The sequence below is a fragment of the Helicobacter pullorum NCTC 12824 genome, assembly GCF_017979475.1.
Lineage (GTDB): Bacteria > Campylobacterota > Campylobacteria > Campylobacterales > Helicobacteraceae > Helicobacter_D > Helicobacter_D pullorum.
Window position 1 is genome coordinate 49,225 of record NZ_JAERIT010000008.1, and the last position, 18,874, is coordinate 68,098.

The following is an 18,874-nucleotide window of genomic DNA, read 5'->3' on the forward strand; positions in this document are numbered from 1 at the left end:
TCCAAATGACTAAAAAATTCTTATTTATCGCCGCTTTTAGCTCTGTTAGCCTTTTTGCCAATGAAATGCTCATCAAACAAAATGTAAGCATTGATGCAAAAATATCCCCAACAACCTATTTTTCAAATATCCAAGTAATAGGCAATGATAAACTACGCAAAGAAAAAAATCTCTCTTTAAAAGACAAAAATTCTCTCATAAAAACCTTCAATTCGCTTAATGATTTCATTAAAAATAGCGAAATTTGCAAAGGTGGCAACTTTAGTATCACACCTTTTTATGAATACAAAGACAACAAAAAGGAACAAGCAGGCTTTGAGAGTAATTATCACCTAGATTGCGAATTCAAAGAAGAAGCTACCGAAGATTTTAATGCTATTTTGGACTTTATCCAAAAAGAAACACAAGAGAATCCTTATTTGATTTTCCCTATTCCAAAAATTACTAAAAACATCAAAGAAGAGGATTTAAAGGCATTAGATGATACTCTCAATCAAAAATTGATACAAAAAGCCAATGCAATGGCATTAGAGTATTCCAAGATTCTTAACAAAAAATGTTTAATCAAAGAAATCACTCTAGGTGAAGATTCGCAAATAGAAAACCCCATACTTTATAGAACACAAGCCTTAGCAAAGTCCAATGACAATGCTTTGGAGAAAATCGAAATGCCAACTGCCAAAGAAATAACAAAAAGTGCTGATGGAAAAGTAGTTTTTATTTGCAAATAAAGAGGTTTTATTCCTCTTGTGCATATTTGCTTTTATCCCAACCACCACCAAACGCTTTATAGAGGTTAATTACAGCAGATAGATTCTCTAAGTTTGCACTCTGTTGAGTTAATTCTGCAGCAAAAAGATTGCTTTGTGTTGTTAAAACTTCCAAATAATTAGTATAGCCCTCTTTATATCGCATTTCTGCCAATACCAAAGTGCGTCTTAGTGCCTCTACTTGCTCATCAAGGCTTTTCAATCTCTCATCACTCATACCATAATTATAAAGATAATTTCTCACCTCTCCAAATGCCTGCCTCACAGTATTGCCATAATTTAATAACATCTCTCTATATTGAGATTTACTAAGCTCTACATTTGCACTTGTGCGTCCAAAATCAATTACATTTCCTACAAAAGTCCCACCATAATTCCAAGTAGAAGAAGAGCTTTGGAATAATTCATTTAATTCTGGACTTACATAGCCCACAAGACCTGTTAGGGATATTGTGGGGAAGTAAGCTGCCCTAGCTACTCCGATAGAAAAATTTGCAGCTTTTAGATTCTGAGTAGCCATTTCAATATCTGGACGCTGTTCCAAAAGTGTTGATGGCAATCCTGTTGGGACTTTTGGTGCTTTAGGCAACATTTGTGCCTCTGTAGGAAGCTCCACATTGAAGATTCCTTGAGGATCCCTACCAAGCAATATCAATAAAGAAGTCTGTGCAGAATTTCTCTCCATCAACAAACTTTGCAATTGTGCTCTTACAGAAGCCATTTCGGACTTTGCTTGTTGCATATCAATTTCAGAAATTTTCCCAGCTTCAAACTCTTTTTTGCGGTATTCATAGCTCTCTTCACGGCTTTTTAAGGTATTTTGAGAAATTTGCACTTGATTATTCAGTGTTAAAATACCAAAATAACTCTCCACAACATTAGCTATCAAGCTCAAACGAACAGTATCGCGATTAGCTTTATTAGCCAACAAAGTTGCATAAGCACTCCTATCAGTATCTCTAGCTCTCCCCCACAAATCAAGCTCAAAACTCAAAACACCACTCAAAGAAAAATTATTATAATTATCATACATTCCCTGACTAGGATTTTCTTTGTTTCTCGTAGCTTCACCTTGAGCAGAAATAGTAGGATACCTATCACTTCTAGCATAACTCCAAGAACTTCTTGCTTGTGAAACTCTCTCCATAGCCACCGCTAAATCATAATTATTTTTCAAAGCTTCTTCAACAATATTATTCAAATATTCATCATTAAAGTCTTTCCACCAAGTTTGACTAATACTTTCTTTTGAAGCTTCTACACCAAAATCTTGTGGTAAATTAGTTTTTGGTTGTTCATATTTTGGCGAAAGCGAACAACCTCCTACTAATATCCCTAAGCAGACTAAAGCTAATATACTTTTATTCATGTCTATTCCTTAAATTGGAAATAAATTCACTCAACCTTGCAAAATAGGTATAAAACAATGGAATAAAGAAAGTTGCAATAAAGGTTGCTGCCAACATTCCCCCAATGACCCCTGTACCAATAGCATGGCGACTAGCTGCACCTGCTCCACTACTAATTGCTAGCGGTAAAACACCGATAGTAAATGCTAAAGAAGTCATTACAATAGGGCGGAATCTCAATCTAGCTGCCTCAACTGCTGCATCATAAATATTTTTACCTTGCTTTTCTCTAGCTTCCATTGCAAATTCAATAATCAAAATTGCATTTTTTGCAGCAAGCGCGATAAGCATCACAAGCCCGATTTGGAAATAAATGTCATTATTCAAACCTCGTAGCCAAGTCGCCAAAATCGCTCCAAATACAGCAAATGGAACTGCTGTTAAAACCGCCAAAGGCATAAGCCAACGCTCATATTGAGCCGCTAATATCAAAAATACAAACACTAGCCCAAAAATAAAGGCAATCGTTCCAGTCCCACCTGCATTTTTTTCTTGATAAGAGCTACCAGAAAATGCAACCGTATAGCCATCAGGCAAAACTTGATTTGCCACTTCTTCAATCGCTTTTAACGCATCTCCAGAAGAATATCCACTAGCTGCATCTCCCATAAGTTTAGCCGCTGGGAATAGATTGAATCTTTCTAAAATATCCGAACCAATTACTCTCTCAAAAGTTACCAAAGAGCTAATAGGTATCAAATCCCCATTGCTTGAACGCACAAAAACATTACGCAAATCATTAGGAGTTTCTCTAAATTCACTTTCAGACTGCATGCTTACCTTAAATGTTCTTCCATAGAGATTAAAATCATTCACATAATAAGAACCAAAAGTCGATTGAAGTGTCGTGAAAACATCATCTACATTTACTCCAAGCGATTTTGCTTTTTGCCTATCAAGCTGCACATTGTATTGTGGCACATTTACACTTAAAGTCGTTCGGACACCTGTAAGCTCCGGACGCTTTTGTGCTTCTTGCAAAACAAGTTGAGTGTATTTTTGTAAATCCTGTATAGAACCTCCGGTGCGATTTTGGATATACATCTCAAATCCATCTGTCAAACTAAGGCCCATAATTGGCGGAGGATTCAAAGCAAAAATCACTGCATTAGGATTTTGCATTAACTGCGCTGTAAAAGTTTGTGCTAAAGCTTGAGATTTTTGGTTATCTTCCTTACGCAAATCCCAATCTTTAAGCTTCACAAAAGCAGTCCCTCCAAATGTCCTAACAGCACTTGAGAGCATATCATACCCTGCCAACGCCATAACAGCTTCTACATTAGGATTATTTCTAATAGTGCTTTCCATAAAAGAAGCCATCTCTGTGGTCTTGCTAAGTGCAGTAGCAGGTGGAAGCTGCATTGAAACAAGCAACATTCCTTTATCTTCTGCTGGGACAAGCCCCGTTGGCACTCTAGTAAATAATCCATAAGTTACAGCAATCAACCCAACAAACAAAATTACATAAAATACTCCTCGTCTAATAGCATGGGCAACTTTATCTGTAAATTGATGTGTAAGCCATTCAAAAAAGTCATTAAATTTCTTTACAATCCAAAAAGGTTTAGGTTCATGTGTCTTCAAAATAGATACACAAAGTGCTGGAGTAAGTGTCAAAGCAACAAACCCTGAAATTACCACAGAAATAACAATGGTAATTGCAAATTGCTTATAAATCTCTCCACTAAAACCACCAATAAATGCTACTGGGATAAATACCGCAGAAAGCACCAATACAATAGCAATAACAGGACTTGCAATCTCATCCATTGCCTTCATCGTTGCGTCTTTAACACTCAGCTTCTCTTCATGAATGAGCCTTTCAACATTTTCAATAACAATAATCGCATCATCCACAACAATACCAATAGCCAAAATCAGCCCAAAGAGTGTTAATAGATTAATGGAGAATCCCAACATATACATTCCCGCAAAAGTCCCTATAATCGAAACTGGAACAGCCAATACCGGAATAATTGTTGCTCTAAAATTTTGCAAAAAGAAATAAATTACAATTACAACCAAAATAATTGCTTCAATAAAAGTTTTAATTACTTCTTTGATAGAAACATCTACAAACGAAGTTGTATCATAAGGGATTGCATATTGCAAACCTTCTGGGAAAGTTTGAGATAATTCTTCTAATTTTTTAGCAACACCTTCTGCAACATTCAACGCATTTGCCCCCGGTTGCAAAAACAATCCAAAAGCAACAGCTGGACGCCCATTATAAAACGCATTTACACTATAATCCTCTGCACCAAGCTCTACTCTTGCTAAGTCTTTTAAACGCAAAGAAGAACCATCAGAATTAGTGCGAATCAAGATATTTTCAAATTCTTGAGGAGTTGTGAATCTCCCTTGAGTAGTTACAGTATAAGTAAAGTCCAAATCTTTTCTCACTGGCTCTTGCCCAAAGAATCCTGCTGCAAATTGCGAATTTTGCTCTTGCACCAAAGCAATCACCTCAGCAGGAGTGAGATTGTATTTGGTGAGTTTATCAGGAGAAAGCCAGATTCTCATTGAATATTCTTGACGGCTAAAAAGTGCTGCATCACCAACTCCGGGGACCCTTTTTAATTCCTCCAAAATATTAATAGCTGCATAATTAGCAATAAATATTCTATCATGTGCTGGTGAATCTGAAAAAAGCGAATAAACCGCCAAAATCGTAGAAGATCTTTTATCGACTGTTACCCCTTGCCTTTGAACTTCTTGAGGAAGAGAGCTTAACACAGCTTGAACGCGATTATTGACATTGATTGTTGCTTGATCAGGATCTGTTTCATTCGTGAAATAAATATTAATATTTAAACTACCGCTCGAAGTTGAAGAGGATTGCATATAAATCATTCCTTCAACACCATTAATGCTATTTTCCAATACACTTGCTACACTCGAAGAAATAACCTCTGCACTCGCTCCGGGATAAGTTGCTTGAACAACAACTTGTGGAGGGGTAACTTGTGGGTATTCCTCTACCGCAAGAGAAAAAATTGATAATCCTCCAGCAATGACAATAATAATAGACATTACCATTGCTAAAACAGGACGATTAATAAAAAACTTTGAAAACATGCCTCACCTTTGAATTTATTGAGCTTGATTTGCTTGATTATTAATTGGATTGACAGGGGCTCCCGGACGAAGCTTTACAAGCTGATTAGTGATAATAACATCGCCTTCTTGCAAACCAGATTGAATCAAAAAGGTATTCCCAACACTATGCCCTAAGACTACTTTTGCTTGAGTGGCTTTACCATCAACAATTTTATAGACATAACTTCCTTGTGCATCTTGCAGTAATGCGGCTTGTGGAATTGTAATAGTATCTTTTGCGATAAAACCTTCTAATTTGATTCTTGAAAATTCACCCGGCACCAAAAGAAAATCTTTATTTTCTACAACTGCTCTAGCCTTGATTGTCGCTGTGCTTGAATCTACAACACTATCAATAAAATCTATCTTTCCTTCTTTATCATAAAGATTACCACTTGGCAAAATATAAGAAACTTTCAAATTATCACGATTTAATGTTCTCAAAAAATAATAATCATTGCTCGGGATTGAAAATTCTGCTTGAATAGGATCAAGCTGAGTAATTGTTACAAGTGCATTATTGCTAGAAGCAGACCCTACAAGATTCCCCAAATCATAATTTGTAAGTCCAATTTTTCCACTTGCAGTTGCAATTACATCTGTATATCCCAAATCTATCATTGCATTATCCAAATTTGCTTTTGCATTTGCTACATTCGCACTTGCATTTTCATAAGTAGATAAGGATTGATCTCTTTCTTTGGGGCTTAATGCTTTTTGTTCAAACAATTTCTTAGAACGCTCCCAATCTCTTGAAGCTTCTTTGAGAGTGGCTTGTGCTGAAAGTAATTGAGCTTTTGCAATATTTACATTAGCTTGATACTTTGCAGGATCAATTTTAAAAAGCTTCTGCCCTTCTTTGACTACACCACCTTCTATGAAATTTTGCTCCAAAAGTGTCCCTTCCACTCTTGCATAAATATCCACTCTTTGAGGGCTTGTAAGCTGTGTAGGATATTCAAAAGATACAGGCGTATCTTGCTTTTTGACAACATAAGTGCTAACAGGAATAACCATAGTTTGCTGTTGGGCTTGCTTATCTTTTTCTCCACATCCTGCAAACATTACCAAACTGCAAAATGTTCCCAATAAAAATTTCTGATAACTTTTCATTATCTAACTTCCTTTTTCAAAATAAAATTAACATTTTGATAATTATACTACCTTAGAGTAACTATCTGTCAATATATAAGATAATGTAATTTTTATTACATTAAATTTTAGAAGCGTAATAGTAGCATTTTTTTTTTAAAATAATCTGAAAAAAATTCATTTGAAATGCCACCAATATCAACTATTTCGGTGCTTGTAATCCTCATAAGAATAACTCTTAAAAATCTGAAATTTTCCTTCTTTGTCAATCATACCGATACTTGGCAAAGGGATTCCATTAAAGGTATTATTCTTGACAATTGTATAATGCACCATATCTTCAAAAATGATTCTATCACCTATTTTGAGAGGCTCTCTAAAACTATAATCCCCTATAATATCTCCTGCCAAACAAGTAGGACCGCCAAAACGATAAGAATATTTTTTTTCACCCTTTAGCTTCAAATGTCCATTTTTTTGCACTGCTTTTACTCCATAGCTATTCCTTACCATCGGACGATAAGGCATCTCAAGACAATCTGGCATATGTGCTGCAGCACTCACATCCAAAATTGCAATATCCACTCCATTATGGACAATATCTATTACACTCCCTATCAAAAACCCGCACTGCCACCCTACTGCTTCACCCGGCTCCAAATAAACTTCTGTGTGGAATTTATCCTTAAAATTTTTAATAATCTTAACCAAAAGTTCTCTATCATAATCTTTCCGTGTAATATGATGTCCTCCACCAAAATTAATCCATTGCATTTGCGGGATATAATCTCCAAAATGCTTGATAAAATGCTTCAAAGTTCGCTTGAGTGCATCGCTATTTTGCTCACAATGTGTATGAAAATGCAATCCACTAATCCCCTCCAAACCATATTTCTTTACACCTTTTTTAAACTCTTTTGGCGGAATCCCAAGCCTTGATCCTTCAATGCAAGGATTATAAATTTCTGGCGTAACCTCACTATAAAGAGGATTCACCCTCAATCCAACTTCAATTTTGCTTTCACGCATTTTATTAGCTTCATCAATCATAGGTTTAAAAGTCTGCCACTGCACAAAAGAATTAAAAATAATATGATTAGAAATCTTCACCAATTCTTGCATTTCTTCTTTTTTATAAGAAGGGCTAAAGGTTGTAATTTCTCCACCAAAAGTTTCATACCCAAGCCTAGCTTCATACAATCCACTTGCAGTAACACCACTTAGATATTTCTTAGCAATCTCAAAACTTCTCCAAAGTGCATAACCCTTAAGTGCTAGCAAAATCTTTGCTCCACTTTGCTTTTGAATAGAATCTAAAATTTCTAGATTCTTAATAAACTTTTCTTCTTCTAACACATAACAAGGGCTTGGAATCTCTTTAAAATTCTTAGGATAATGTTTAGTTAGCATTAATTTCTCCAAATCATTTTATGATACAAATTTTATCAAATCCTCACTTGTATAAATATTTTTGTTTAAATTTTTTAATCCCGTTTTAAAAACCTCTAATGCTACTTTTGCATCTTCTAAAGCACGATGCAAAGGACTATGATTGATACTAAGAAATCCATTTAGAAATTCCAAAGAATAACGAGGGGCTTGAAATGTTTTTTGTGCAAGCTTAATCGTGCAAAGAGAGGGATTATAAAGATACCCAAAACCATAATGATGAAGTGAATTGCTCAAAAAACCATAATCAAATCCTACATTATGTGCCACAAAAACACAATCCCCCAAAAAAATCCTAAAAGATTCCAAAACCTGATGAATAGGTGGGGCATTCCTCAACATCTCTGTGGTAATATTTGTAATTTTTGTAATATATTCTGGAATCTCTTCACAAAAGACAAAACTTTGGAATTCTTTTTGCACTATACCATTTTGGTACAAAATGGCTCCAATCTCTATTGGCTGGTGCAAAAAAGGATTATGTCCATTTGTTTCAATATCTACAATACAAAATTTTTGCTCTTTTATGGGAGTAAGAGTAGTTTGCAAATAAACCTTATTGTGTGCAAATATCAAAGGGATTCCAGAAGACTTAATAATCTCTAATTCACTCTCTCTATCGCCAAATAATCCCCCTACTTCATCTAATAACAACCAAAATTCATTCTGACTAAGCGGGCGTTTTTTAAGCTTAGAAATAATTTTATCATAGCGGTGTGGCATCTCATTCCCAAAAATCAAAATCTATTATTAATGTATATAGAATATTAACCTTTTGAATCTTAAAGTTTTTCAAGATATTATTTTATTTGATAACTCAAAATTACTAAATTCAAGGCTCAAAATGACAAAAAATAAAATCATTTTATTTGACTTAGATGGGACTTTGATTGATTCTACAGAAGCCGTTTATGAAGGATTCTGCGAAACTTTTAAGCACCACAACAAAGAAATTCCACACAAAGAATCTGTCAGCACACTCATCGGACATACACTTGAAGATATGTTTCACTCACTAGGCATACCAAAAAATGAATGCGAAAAATATATCAATATCTACAAAGAACATTATAGGAAAATTTGTAACAAAAAAACTACTTTGCTAAAAAATGCCAAAGAATCTATTTTGAAAGCCGATGAATTTGCATATTTGGGAATTGTTACAACAAAAACTGGCTTATATTCCAAAGCGTTGCTAGAACACTTTAATGTGTTACAATATTTCCAATGTGTGATAGGTAGAGAAAATGTAACATATGCCAAACCTGATAAAGAACCTATCTTAAAAGCTTTAGAATCTTTCCCAAAAAACATTGCAAAGCAAGATACATTTATGATTGGGGACACTCCATTAGATATTCTAGCAGCAGATAATGCAGAAATAAAATCTTTTGGAGTATTAAGCGGTTATTCATCTTTGGAATTGTTACAAAAATATACAAATAATCTTGCAAAAGATTCTTTAGATGCAGTTTGCAAAATACAGCATTTATAGCTATTTCAATCCATTTTTTAGGGAATTTCAGCATAATGCCATAGAAAGCAAAATTGATTTATTGCCAAAAAAGAAAAATATTTTTTTACCATTATTGCTTAGAACAAGTCATTTTTAAGTGCTGTTTTTTTATAATTAGAAGTGCAATAAAATTTTAGGAGATAATATGCTTGAGATTAGATGGCATAGCCGTGCAGGGCAAGGTGCAGTAACAGGCGCCAAAGGTTTAGCAGATGTGGTTGCAGGAACAGGCAAAGAAGTTCAAGCCTTTGCTTTCTATGGTTCAGCAAAAAGAGGTGCAGCAATGACTGCATATAACCGCATTGATGAACAGCCCATTTTAAATCACGAAAAATTCATGATTCCAGATTATGTTTTGGTGATTGATCCGGGGTTGGTTTATATTACCGATATTTGTGCTAATGAAAAATCTGACACAAAATACATTATTACCACACATCTTAGCAAAGAGGAATTTCTTAAAACAAAGCCAGAGCTTCAAAACAAAGAGGTTTATACCCTAGATTGTATCGGACTTTCTTTAGAGGCTTTTGGTAAATCTATTCCCAATGCACCAATGCTTGGAGCATTTTTAAAAATTTCTCAAATTCTTGATTTAGATTTCTTCTTAGAATCTTTCAAAAAAGTCTTAGGCAAAAAACTTCCCCAAAAAATCATTGATGCAAATATGGAAGTTATCAAAAAAGCTTACAATGAAGTGAAATAGGAGTAGAAATGGAATATAAAGGTTGGAATGAATTTGAAATAGGTTCTGTATTATTTCCTTTTGAAAAAAAGGGTGATGAAATTGTGCAAGAACATGCAGACAAAAGAGAATATCGCCCAGATAGCTCTTATAAAGCAAGCGTAGCTCATTGGAGAGTTGAAAAACCAGTTTATAATAATCAACATTGTATTAATTGTTATTTCTGTTGGGTTTATTGCCCTGATTCCTCTATTCTTGTTCGCGATGAGAAAATGACAGGGGTTGATTATGTGCATTGTAAAGGCTGTGGAGTGTGCGTAGATGTCTGCCCTACAAATCCAAAATCACTTTTAATGTTCAATGACTATGAAAGCAATGAAGTGGCACTCTCAAAATGGCCCGCAAAAGAAGAAAAGAAAAAGGATTAAAGATGGCAGAAATTTATGAATTACAAGAAGTAGAAGTATGGGATGGGAATATGGCGGCAAGCCATGCTATGCGACAAGCACAAATTGATGTTGTTTCAGCCTATCCAATTACCCCTTCAACTCCCATAGTCCAAAATTATGCAAGTTTTTTGGCAAATGGATACATTGATGGGGAATTTGTAATGGTTGAATCTGAACATGCCGCTATGAGTGGCTGTGTTGGGGCAGCAGCAGCTGGAGGGCGAGTAGCTACTGCGACAAGTTCTCAAGGCTTTGCCCTTATGGTAGAGGTGCTTTATCAAGCCTCTGGTATGCGTTTGCCTATTGTCCTAAATGTCGTCAATCGTGCTTTGGCGAGCCCATTAAATGTAAATGGCGATCATTCAGATATGTATTTAGGGCGAGATGCAGGCTGGATTAATCTCTGCACTTACAATCCACAAGAAGCTTATGATTTTAATCTAATGGCTTTTAAAATAGCAGAAGATTATGATGTAAGACTTCCTGTAATGGTGCATCAAGATGGTTTTATCTGTTCTCATACTGCACAAAGTGTGCGTCCTCTCAAAGATGATATTGCCTATAAATTCATCGGAGATTACAAGCCCAAAAATGCAATGCTTGATTTTAGCAAACCTGCAACTTATGGTGCTCAAACAGAAGAAGATTGGCATTTTGAACACAAAGCACAACTCCACAATGCCATAATGAATTCAATGCCAATCATTGAACGCACTTTCAAAGAATTTGAAGCATTAACCGGCAGAAAATACAATGTTGTAGAACAATACGATACTCAAGATGCAGAAGTTATTATCGTCGCTTTGGGGACAACTGTAGAATCCGCTAGAATCGCAGCCAAAAAAGCTAGAGAAAATGGAATCAAAGCAGGAGTAGTTAGTATTCGCGTATTACGCCCATTCCCTTATGAAGCCTTAGGGGAAGCACTAAAAAACTGCAAAGCTGTCGCATTTTTGGATAGAAGCCTGCCAGCAGGTGCTATGGGAATGCTCTTTAATGAAGGAGTTGCGGCACTCTATGCAATGGCAAATAAACCTATTGTTAGCAATTATATTTATGGGCTTGGCGGTAGAGATTTGACACAAAACCATTTACAAGAAATTTTCAAAGAATTAGATGCTGATTGCAAAGCAGGAAAACTTACCCACAAAACACAACAATTCATTGGACTTCGTGGTCCAAAATTGGGCTATATCTAAGGAGGGAATTATGAGTGAAATCAAAAATCTAAAACAATTTTCAAAAGCAGCAGAGAGATTTGAAGGTGCAAATTTATTATGCCCCGGTTGTGCACATGGTATCATTGTAAGAGAAGTTTTAAACGCCACAGATTACCCATTACTGATAGCCACTTCAACAGGTTGTTTAGAGGTAAGCACTGCTGTTTATCCTTATACTTCTTGGGATGTTCCTTGGATTCATATTGGTTTTGAAAATAGCTCTACTGCTATTGCTGGTGCCGAAGCAATGTATAAAGCACTCAAACGCAAAGGACGCCTTTATAGCGACAAAGAGCCAAAATTTGTAGCCTTTGGCGGAGATGGCTCTACCTATGATATTGGATTTCAGTTTATTAGTGGCTGTTTTGAGAGAGGACACAACTTCACTTATGTGTGCTTAGATAATGAAGTTTATGCAAACACCGGAGGTCAAAGAAGTGGCTCTACTCCCCTTGGTGCTTCTACCACAACAACACCAGCAGGACGCGTAAGCTATGGTAAAAAAGACAAGAAAAAAGACTTGCTTTCTATTATGGCAGCCCATGGCTCACCCTATGTTGCACAAGTCGCCCCAAACAAATGGAAGGATATGAGCAAAAAAATCAAAACCGCCATTGAAACAGAAGGTCCAACTTTCATCAATGCTATGAGTGCCTGCACAACAGAATGGAGATTCCCCTCTAATCAAACTATTGAAATGAGTGATTTAGCTGTGGATTCTCTTGTATTTCCGCTTTATGAAATTATCAATGGAAGAGAACTAAGAATTACCTATCGCCCCAAAAATGTTATCCCTGTTCGTGATTATTTGGGTGCTCAAGCGAGATTTAAGCACCTCTTTAAGCCCGAAAACGAACACATTATAGAACAATGGCAAAAAGATGTGGATGCGTATTGGGAATATCTCCAAAGAAGAGAAGAGGCAAAAATTTAGCCCTCTTTTCTCACTCTTTTCAAACAATCTTAAAATCCTTATTTTCAAATATTTACCTTATTTTTACTGACTTTATGCCATAATATGGTTTATAATAATTTTTTGGAGTATAGCAATGTGTGGAATCGTCGGTTACATAGGCAATAATGAAAAAAAACAAATCCTTCTAAATGGGCTAAAAGAACTAGAATACAGAGGCTATGATAGTGCAGGGATTGCGGTATTAGCCAATACTCAAATCCAAACTTTCAAGGCAGTGGGGAAGATTGCCAATCTTGAAGAAAAATGCAAAGACTTCTCTTCACAAGGCTTTGGACTAGGCATAGGGCATACACGTTGGGCTACCCATGGCAAACCCACAGAGGCAAACGCCCACCCACATTTTGCAGAATTTAGCAATGTCGTACATAATGGCATTATCGAAAATTACGCCCAAATCAAGCAAGCCCTTCAAGACAAAGGACATCAATTCATTAGCCAAACCGATACTGAAGTCATCGTGCATTTGTTTGAAGAGAATCTCAAAACACACAAAACCCCAATAGAAGCTTTCACGCACACTATAGAATCTCTCCATGGCGCGTATGCAATCTTGCTTATTACCAAAGCTGATGAAAATGCGATATTCTATGCCAAAAAGGGCTCGCCACTCATCATCGCCAAAGGCAGCGATGGTGTGTATTTTGCCAGCTCGGACGCCCCGCTTGTAGGGCTTGCAAATAAAGTGCATTATGTAGAAGATGGCACGATTGGGCGTATGGATCTCCAAAGCTTTGAATCTCTACCCAATATTAAAGAACTTACCATTACCAAATCGTATGCGCAAAAAGATGGTTATCGATTTTTTATGGAAAAAGAAATCTATGAGCAGCACAAAGTCCTGCTAGAAACGATGATGGGACGCGTGAGTGATGAGTTTATCGGGTTTGAAGAAGTCGGAGGTGAGTTTTTTGATGGTATTGAAGAAATCACGATTTGTGCGTGTGGGACAAGCTACCACGCAGGACTTAGCGCCAAATACCTCCTAGAGCGACTAGCCAAAGTCCGCACCAATGTCGTGTTTGCTAGTGAGTTTCGCTATGCACAGCCTGTAATGCACAAAAATGAGCTTTTTGTATGTATCTCCCAAAGCGGTGAAACCGCCGATACACTCGAAGCCCTCAAACTTGCTAAAACCAATGGACTAAAAACACTTGCTATCTGCAATGTCGATAATAGCTCCATAGTGCGTGAATCTGATAGGACAATCCTCACACGTGCAGGGATAGAAAAGGGTGTAGCAAGCACCAAGGCTTTCGCCACGCAAGTAATGGTGCTTTGGATTTTGAGTGTGTATTTGGGACATTTACGCGGACATATTCGCACACAGGAGCTCAAACACCACGCCAAAACAATGCTTAATGCCACCAAGCTTACAGAGGTAGATTCTCAACTCCACGATAGACTGAAGCGACTTTCTAAGCGGTATTTGCACGGACATGGATTTTTCTTTATCGGGCGAGATATTTTCTATCCTCTTGCACTAGAGGGCGCACTCAAACTCAAAGAGATTAGTTATCTCCACGCTGAAGGCTACCCAAGCGGTGAGATGAAGCACGGACCTATTGCCCTAGCTGATGCCGAGCTATTTTGTCTGGCACTCTTACCCAAACACCTGCTATTTGACAAAATCAAAAGCAATGTCCAAGAGCTAGGTGCGCGTGATACGACAATTTGTGCGATTTGTAGTGAAGAGATACAAGAAGCCGATGATATGGTGTATATCCCTAAGTGTAACGAGTATATGGAGGAATTTTATGCGATGATGGTAGTATTACAACTCCTAGCCCTAGAAATCGCCACCAAGCTAGGCAATGATGTGGATATGCCAAGAAACCTTGCCAAAAGTGTAACAGTAGAATAAATGCAAGAAATTCTTGCAAGATTCTACGCCAAACTACATTGTTTTTAATGCAGTTTCAATCCTATTAAACCCCTCATCTATCTCTTCTTTTGTGATAGTCAAAGAAGGCAAGAATCTCGCAGTATTTTTGCCACTTTTTAGAACCAAAACTCCATTTTCATAAGCTTTTTGCAAAAAATGTGTCAATGTATCCAAATCCCTTACTCGCAAACCTCGCATAAGCCCAAGCCCTATTTCTTCTATAAAAATCTCTGGATAGCTTTTTTGCAATGCTTGAAGTTTTTGGCTAAAATAAAGGATAGTTGCATCCAATCTCCCACTTTGTTTTTCTTCTTTTAGAATCTCCAAAACCTCCAAAGCAGCCCTTGTTGAAAGAAAATTCCCCCCAAAGGTGCTTCCATGATCTCCGGGAGCAAAAATATCTTTAAGCCTTGTCATAACTGCACCTATAGGGACTCCACCTGCCAAACCTTTAGCGGTTGTAATCACATCAGGCGTGATTTCATAGCATTGAGATGCAAAAAGCTCTCCACTGCGATAAATTCCAGTTTGCACTTCATCAATCATAAGCAAAATATTTTTTTCTTTGAGTAATTTAGCCAGAGCTTGAATTTCACTTCTATCAAAAGGGGTAATGCCGCCCTCCCCCTGCACAAGCTCCAAAAGCACCGCACAAGTTACATCGCTAATTTTATTTGGAATATCTTGAATATCTTTAGCATAGACAAAGCCATCAGGAAAAGGTCCAAAATAATGGTGCATTTTACTTTGGGCAGTAGCTTTTAATGTGCTAATAGTGCGTCCATGGAAAGAAGAATCTAGAGTAATAATTTGATAGCGTTTAACTTCGCCATCTACTTCGCCAAATTTTCTTGCTATTTTAATAGCACCCTCATTAGCCTCCGCTCCAGAATTTGCAAAAAACACTCGCATATCATAGCCACTTTGCAAAACCAATTCTCTAGCCAATTTCGCTTGTGGCTCAATCAAATAAAGATTAGAAGTATGGATTAGCTCCCTTGCTTGCTTACAAATTGCATTTGCCAATCTCTCATTACCATGCCCTACACTACAAACCGCAATTCCAGCACCAAAATCGATATAATCTCGCCCACTATCATCAAAAAGCTTCGCTCCACTTCCACGCACAAAATGCGTATAATTACGCCCATAAGTATGCAAAACATAATCCAAATCCATTTGCTTTAAATCTGTAGCTACCATCAATTCACCTTTTAATTTTTTAACATTTTACAAAAAAATCAATAAAAATGGTTTTTAAAACAACCAACAAAAAAGACAATTTTTACAATTCCTTTACAATAAAGCGTTATAATTTTAAGCAAATTTATCCTAAGGAATGCAAAATGAAAAATAGGAGAATCAAAGAAGCGGATTTTATTTTTTCTTTAATGTGTGAATTATTACAAGAAGTTGCACCAGAAATCAAAGAGGATTTTATCTCCCTCAAAGAAGATACGACAATAGATTATCAACTAAAAAGGAAATTATTAGATTCTTTAGAATCCAAAGACATCTCAAAACTCATCAAAGCTTTTACCCTTTATTATTTGCTACTCAATATCATTGATGAACGATATTTTATTAGCCTAAACTCCAAAGCACATATCAAACCTACCCTAGAAGAGCTAAAATCCCAACAATACGATGAAGAAGATATTAAAAATGTCCTAAGAAAAATCAAATTTTATCCTGTTTTTACTGCACACCCCACAGAATCCCTACGCCGCACTTTCTTAGAAAGTTATCATGAAATGTATGATGACCTGAATTGTTGGTTTCAATTCCAAGACAATAACGCCAAAGAACATTTAAAATACCGCTTAAATCTATTATGGTATAGCCATATTGTGCGAAGCGAAAAAATCGAAGTCCTTTTTGAATTAGACAATCTATTGTATTTTATGGAAAGCTCGATTCTACAAAGCGGAGTGAATGTTTTAGAAGAAGTGCAAAACACCTTGCAAATTCCGCTCAAAAAATCGCCCATTAGATTAGGTAGCTGGATAGGGGGAGATAGAGATGGGAATCCCTATGTAACCAATGGCGTTATGATAGAAGTCATGAAGCGTCAGCACCAAACAATCATAGAACATTATCTCAAACAAATTGACAAGCTAAGCCGTGAATTATCTATCGCACAAGAATACTCACAGCCCACACAAGAACTACTTGACAGCCTAGAGAGAGAGAAAGATTATCTTGATGATATGGCAAAAAAACTCTTTTTACAAGAACCTTTTAGAGCAAAACTCACTTGTATGCGTCAAAAATTACAAAATCGCATCTTAGCTTTGAATCTCCCACAATCCGCACTTTATGAAAACAAACCCTATATGTATGAAAACTCAAAAGAGTTTATAAAAGACATTGATATGATGATTGAATCTTTAGACAAACGCAGTGGAATCTATCTAAGAAAGCTAAAAAATCTCGTGCTTTTAGCCGGTTTTCATCTTATGCAGCTTGATTTTAGACAACATCGCGATGTGTTTTGGAGAGCTTTAACAGAAATTTTTGCACTTCTTGGCTACACTCAAGGGGATTTTTCATTGCTCCCACCAAAAGAACAAACAGAAATTCTAAACACCGCCTTAAATGCACCGCTTTTGGATTTGAATATTCTTTATGGCAAACTTAGCAAAGAATCTCAAGAACTGCTTATGGCATTTATCAACTTCAAATGGGCAAAAGAAAGAATTAGTGACAATATTATTGATTCTTGTATTATTTCTATGTGCCAAAGCTCTAATGATTTGCTTTGTGTATTGTGGTTTGCCAAACAATCTGGACTTTGGCGAGAGGGCAAAAAAACAAGAATCTCTATTTCACCATTATTTGAAACCATCGGAGATTTAGAAAACGCCCCCACTATTTTGCGTGAATTATGTGCAAATCCTCAATATGTAGAATACCTACAATCCCGCAAAAACAACCAAGAAATTATGATAGGGTATTCAGATTCTAGCAAAGATGGCGGAATTTTTACCAGCAATTACTCTTTGCGAAAAGCAATTAACAATCTAATCATCTTAGAATCCGAATTAAAAATCAAATTTAGATTATTCCATGGGCGTGGAGGAAGTGTCAGTCGCGGCGGTGGTGCATTAGAAGATGCTCTACTTTCCTCACCCGATAATAGCGTAGCAGGATTTTTAAAAACCACCGAACAAGGCGAGGTAATTAGCGAAAAATATCTTAATCCCAAAAAGGCAGAATACAGCTTCTCAAGTGCTTTAGCCACACTTCTTAAAAAATCCGTTTATGACAAATACGGAATCAACCAACAAATTTGCAATAGAGATTTTGAAACCATTATGCAAAAAGTAAGCGAAGAATCTTTCAAGGCTTATCGCAAACTTGTTTATGAAACAGAAGGTTTCATCGAATACTTCAAATCCGCCACCCCCATTGAATTTATCCAACAATTAAATATCGGTTCTCGCCCCTCAAAGCGAAAAAATACTCAAAATGTAGAAGATTTGCGTGCGATTCCTTGGGTTTTTGCTTGGACGCAAAACCGCTCAATTATTCCTGCTTGGTATGGGCTTGGTAGCGGATTAGAGGAAGCAAGCAAAATTTGTGATAAGGCAATTTTGCAAGAATGCTACACAAAAGATTTATTTTTCAAAACAACCATTGACAATATTTCACAAGCTTTTTTAAAAGTGGATTTAGAAATCGCACGGCATTATAATGCTTTTGTGGAGGATGTTTCCCTAAGAGAAAAAATTTGGAATATGATTGAGAGTGAATACAATCTAACGCTAAAATGGCTACTTTATGTCCGACAAGAAAAAGAGCTTTTAACTTCTGAAAAATGTATCCAAGAATCTATTTTGCTTAGAAAATCTTTCTTGACTACTCTTAGCTTTTTTCAATTTTATTTAATGGAGCAATACAAAAAAGCTACTTATGAAGAACAACGACAACGCATAGCCAAACAAATCATTACAACTATCGTTGGAATCGCCCAAGGGATTAGAAACACAGGCTAAATATCATAGATATAATTCATCAAGAATCAAGATTCCAAACTCTAAAGTTTCTTGATTCAACCCCCCAAAGTTTAGATAAATCCTCTAATGATTAGATTTAAAAATCCTAGAATCAAATCTCTACACTGATTGATTACATTAGCGATATTGATGATTGATTATATTGTTTGCATTAATTATTTATTATAGCAGTTAGATATTAGTTATCATCAAATTAAAGCCAAGCAAAAAATAATGCCTAGCTTATTATTCAATTCAATATTAAAGAGAAGCAAAGATTCTATCATTCTATAAAAGAATCTTTGATAAATGAAAGTTTATCTTTTACA

Annotated in this window: 14 protein-coding genes; 8 read left to right on the forward strand and 6 right to left on the reverse strand. The window is 36.2% G+C overall.

The window, feature by feature from the left end; genetic code table 11:
* Nucleotides 1–5 precede the first annotated feature (5 nt).
* Nucleotides 6–731 (forward strand): hypothetical protein, encoded by a 726-nt coding sequence (locus JJQ98_RS06685; protein WP_151105278.1) that lies wholly within the window; start codon nucleotides 6–8, stop codon nucleotides 729–731.
* A gap of 7 nt (nucleotides 732–738) precedes the next feature.
* Here JJQ98_RS06685 and JJQ98_RS06690 read toward each other — a convergent pair whose 3' ends face one another.
* The 5 genes from JJQ98_RS06690 to JJQ98_RS06710 all read right to left on the reverse strand — a co-directional run bounded on the left by JJQ98_RS06690 (nucleotide 739) and on the right by JJQ98_RS06710 (nucleotide 8,542).
* Nucleotides 739–2,139 carry an efflux transporter outer membrane subunit gene (locus JJQ98_RS06690; protein WP_054197841.1) on the reverse strand — a complete coding sequence of 467 codons (1,401 nt, stop codon included), beginning with the start codon at nucleotides 2,137–2,139 and terminating at the stop codon, nucleotides 739–741.
* Nucleotides 2,132–5,257, reverse strand: a complete 3,126-nt coding sequence (locus tag JJQ98_RS06695; protein ID WP_151105279.1) for an efflux RND transporter permease subunit — start codon at nucleotides 5,255–5,257, stop codon at nucleotides 2,132–2,134. Before JJQ98_RS06695 ends, JJQ98_RS06690 begins: the two co-directional genes overlap by 8 nt.
* Nucleotides 5,258–5,272: 15 nt before the next feature.
* On the reverse strand, nucleotides 5,273–6,391 hold the full coding sequence (locus JJQ98_RS06700) for an efflux RND transporter periplasmic adaptor subunit (RefSeq protein WP_054197843.1): 1,119 nt from the start codon (nucleotides 6,389–6,391) through the stop codon (nucleotides 5,273–5,275).
* Nucleotides 6,392–6,568: 177 nt separating this feature from the next.
* Nucleotides 6,569–7,780 (reverse strand): carboxynorspermidine decarboxylase, encoded by a 1,212-nt coding sequence (nspC, locus tag JJQ98_RS06705; RefSeq protein ID WP_060661243.1) that lies wholly within the window; start codon nucleotides 7,778–7,780, stop codon nucleotides 6,569–6,571.
* Between the two features lie 18 nt (nucleotides 7,781–7,798).
* Complete coding sequence (locus tag JJQ98_RS06710) at nucleotides 7,799–8,542, reverse strand: 3'-5' exonuclease (protein ID WP_151105280.1); 744 nt, start codon at nucleotides 8,540–8,542, stop codon at nucleotides 7,799–7,801.
* 121 nt (nucleotides 8,543–8,663) lie between these two features.
* On the opposite strand from JJQ98_RS06710, the gene JJQ98_RS06715 reads away from it, so the two are divergent.
* The 6 genes from JJQ98_RS06715 (at nucleotide 8,664) to glmS (ending at nucleotide 14,526) form a co-directional block, all read left to right on the forward strand.
* Entirely contained in the window at nucleotides 8,664–9,314 is a 651-nt protein-coding gene (locus tag JJQ98_RS06715) for an HAD family hydrolase (RefSeq protein ID WP_151105281.1), read from the forward strand.
* A 166-nt stretch (nucleotides 9,315–9,480) separates the two neighbouring features.
* Nucleotides 9,481–10,041: a pyruvate flavodoxin oxidoreductase subunit gamma gene (locus JJQ98_RS06720; protein ID WP_060661245.1), complete on the forward strand. Its 561-nt coding sequence runs from the start codon at nucleotides 9,481–9,483 to the stop codon at nucleotides 10,039–10,041.
* Nucleotides 10,042–10,049: 8 nt separating this feature from the next.
* A complete protein-coding gene (locus JJQ98_RS06725; protein WP_005021296.1) occupies nucleotides 10,050–10,448 on the forward strand; it encodes a 4Fe-4S dicluster-binding protein in 399 nt (132 codons plus the stop codon).
* A gap of 2 nt (nucleotides 10,449–10,450) precedes the next feature.
* A complete protein-coding gene (locus JJQ98_RS06730; RefSeq protein ID WP_005021297.1) occupies nucleotides 10,451–11,668 on the forward strand; it encodes a 2-oxoacid:ferredoxin oxidoreductase subunit alpha in 1,218 nt (405 codons plus the stop codon).
* A gap of 10 nt (nucleotides 11,669–11,678) precedes the next feature.
* Nucleotides 11,679–12,623, forward strand: coding sequence for a thiamine pyrophosphate-dependent enzyme (locus JJQ98_RS06735; protein ID WP_005021298.1), 945 nt, complete (start codon nucleotides 11,679–11,681; stop codon nucleotides 12,621–12,623).
* Between the two features lie 115 nt (nucleotides 12,624–12,738).
* A complete protein-coding gene (gene glmS / locus JJQ98_RS06740; RefSeq protein ID WP_151105282.1) occupies nucleotides 12,739–14,526 on the forward strand; it encodes a glutamine--fructose-6-phosphate transaminase (isomerizing) in 1,788 nt (595 codons plus the stop codon).
* A gap of 33 nt (nucleotides 14,527–14,559) precedes the next feature.
* Here glmS and JJQ98_RS06745 read toward each other — a convergent pair whose 3' ends face one another.
* Nucleotides 14,560–15,750, reverse strand: a complete 1,191-nt coding sequence (locus tag JJQ98_RS06745; RefSeq protein WP_054195085.1) for an aspartate aminotransferase family protein — start codon at nucleotides 15,748–15,750, stop codon at nucleotides 14,560–14,562.
* 143 nt (nucleotides 15,751–15,893) lie between these two features.
* Between JJQ98_RS06745 and JJQ98_RS06750 the strand changes: the two genes are divergently transcribed.
* The gene (locus JJQ98_RS06750; RefSeq protein WP_104745442.1) at nucleotides 15,894–18,545 is read left to right on the forward strand and encodes a phosphoenolpyruvate carboxylase; all 2,652 of its coding nucleotides are present in this window, start codon (nucleotides 15,894–15,896) and stop codon (nucleotides 18,543–18,545) included.
* Nucleotides 18,546–18,874: the final 329 nt, after the last annotated feature.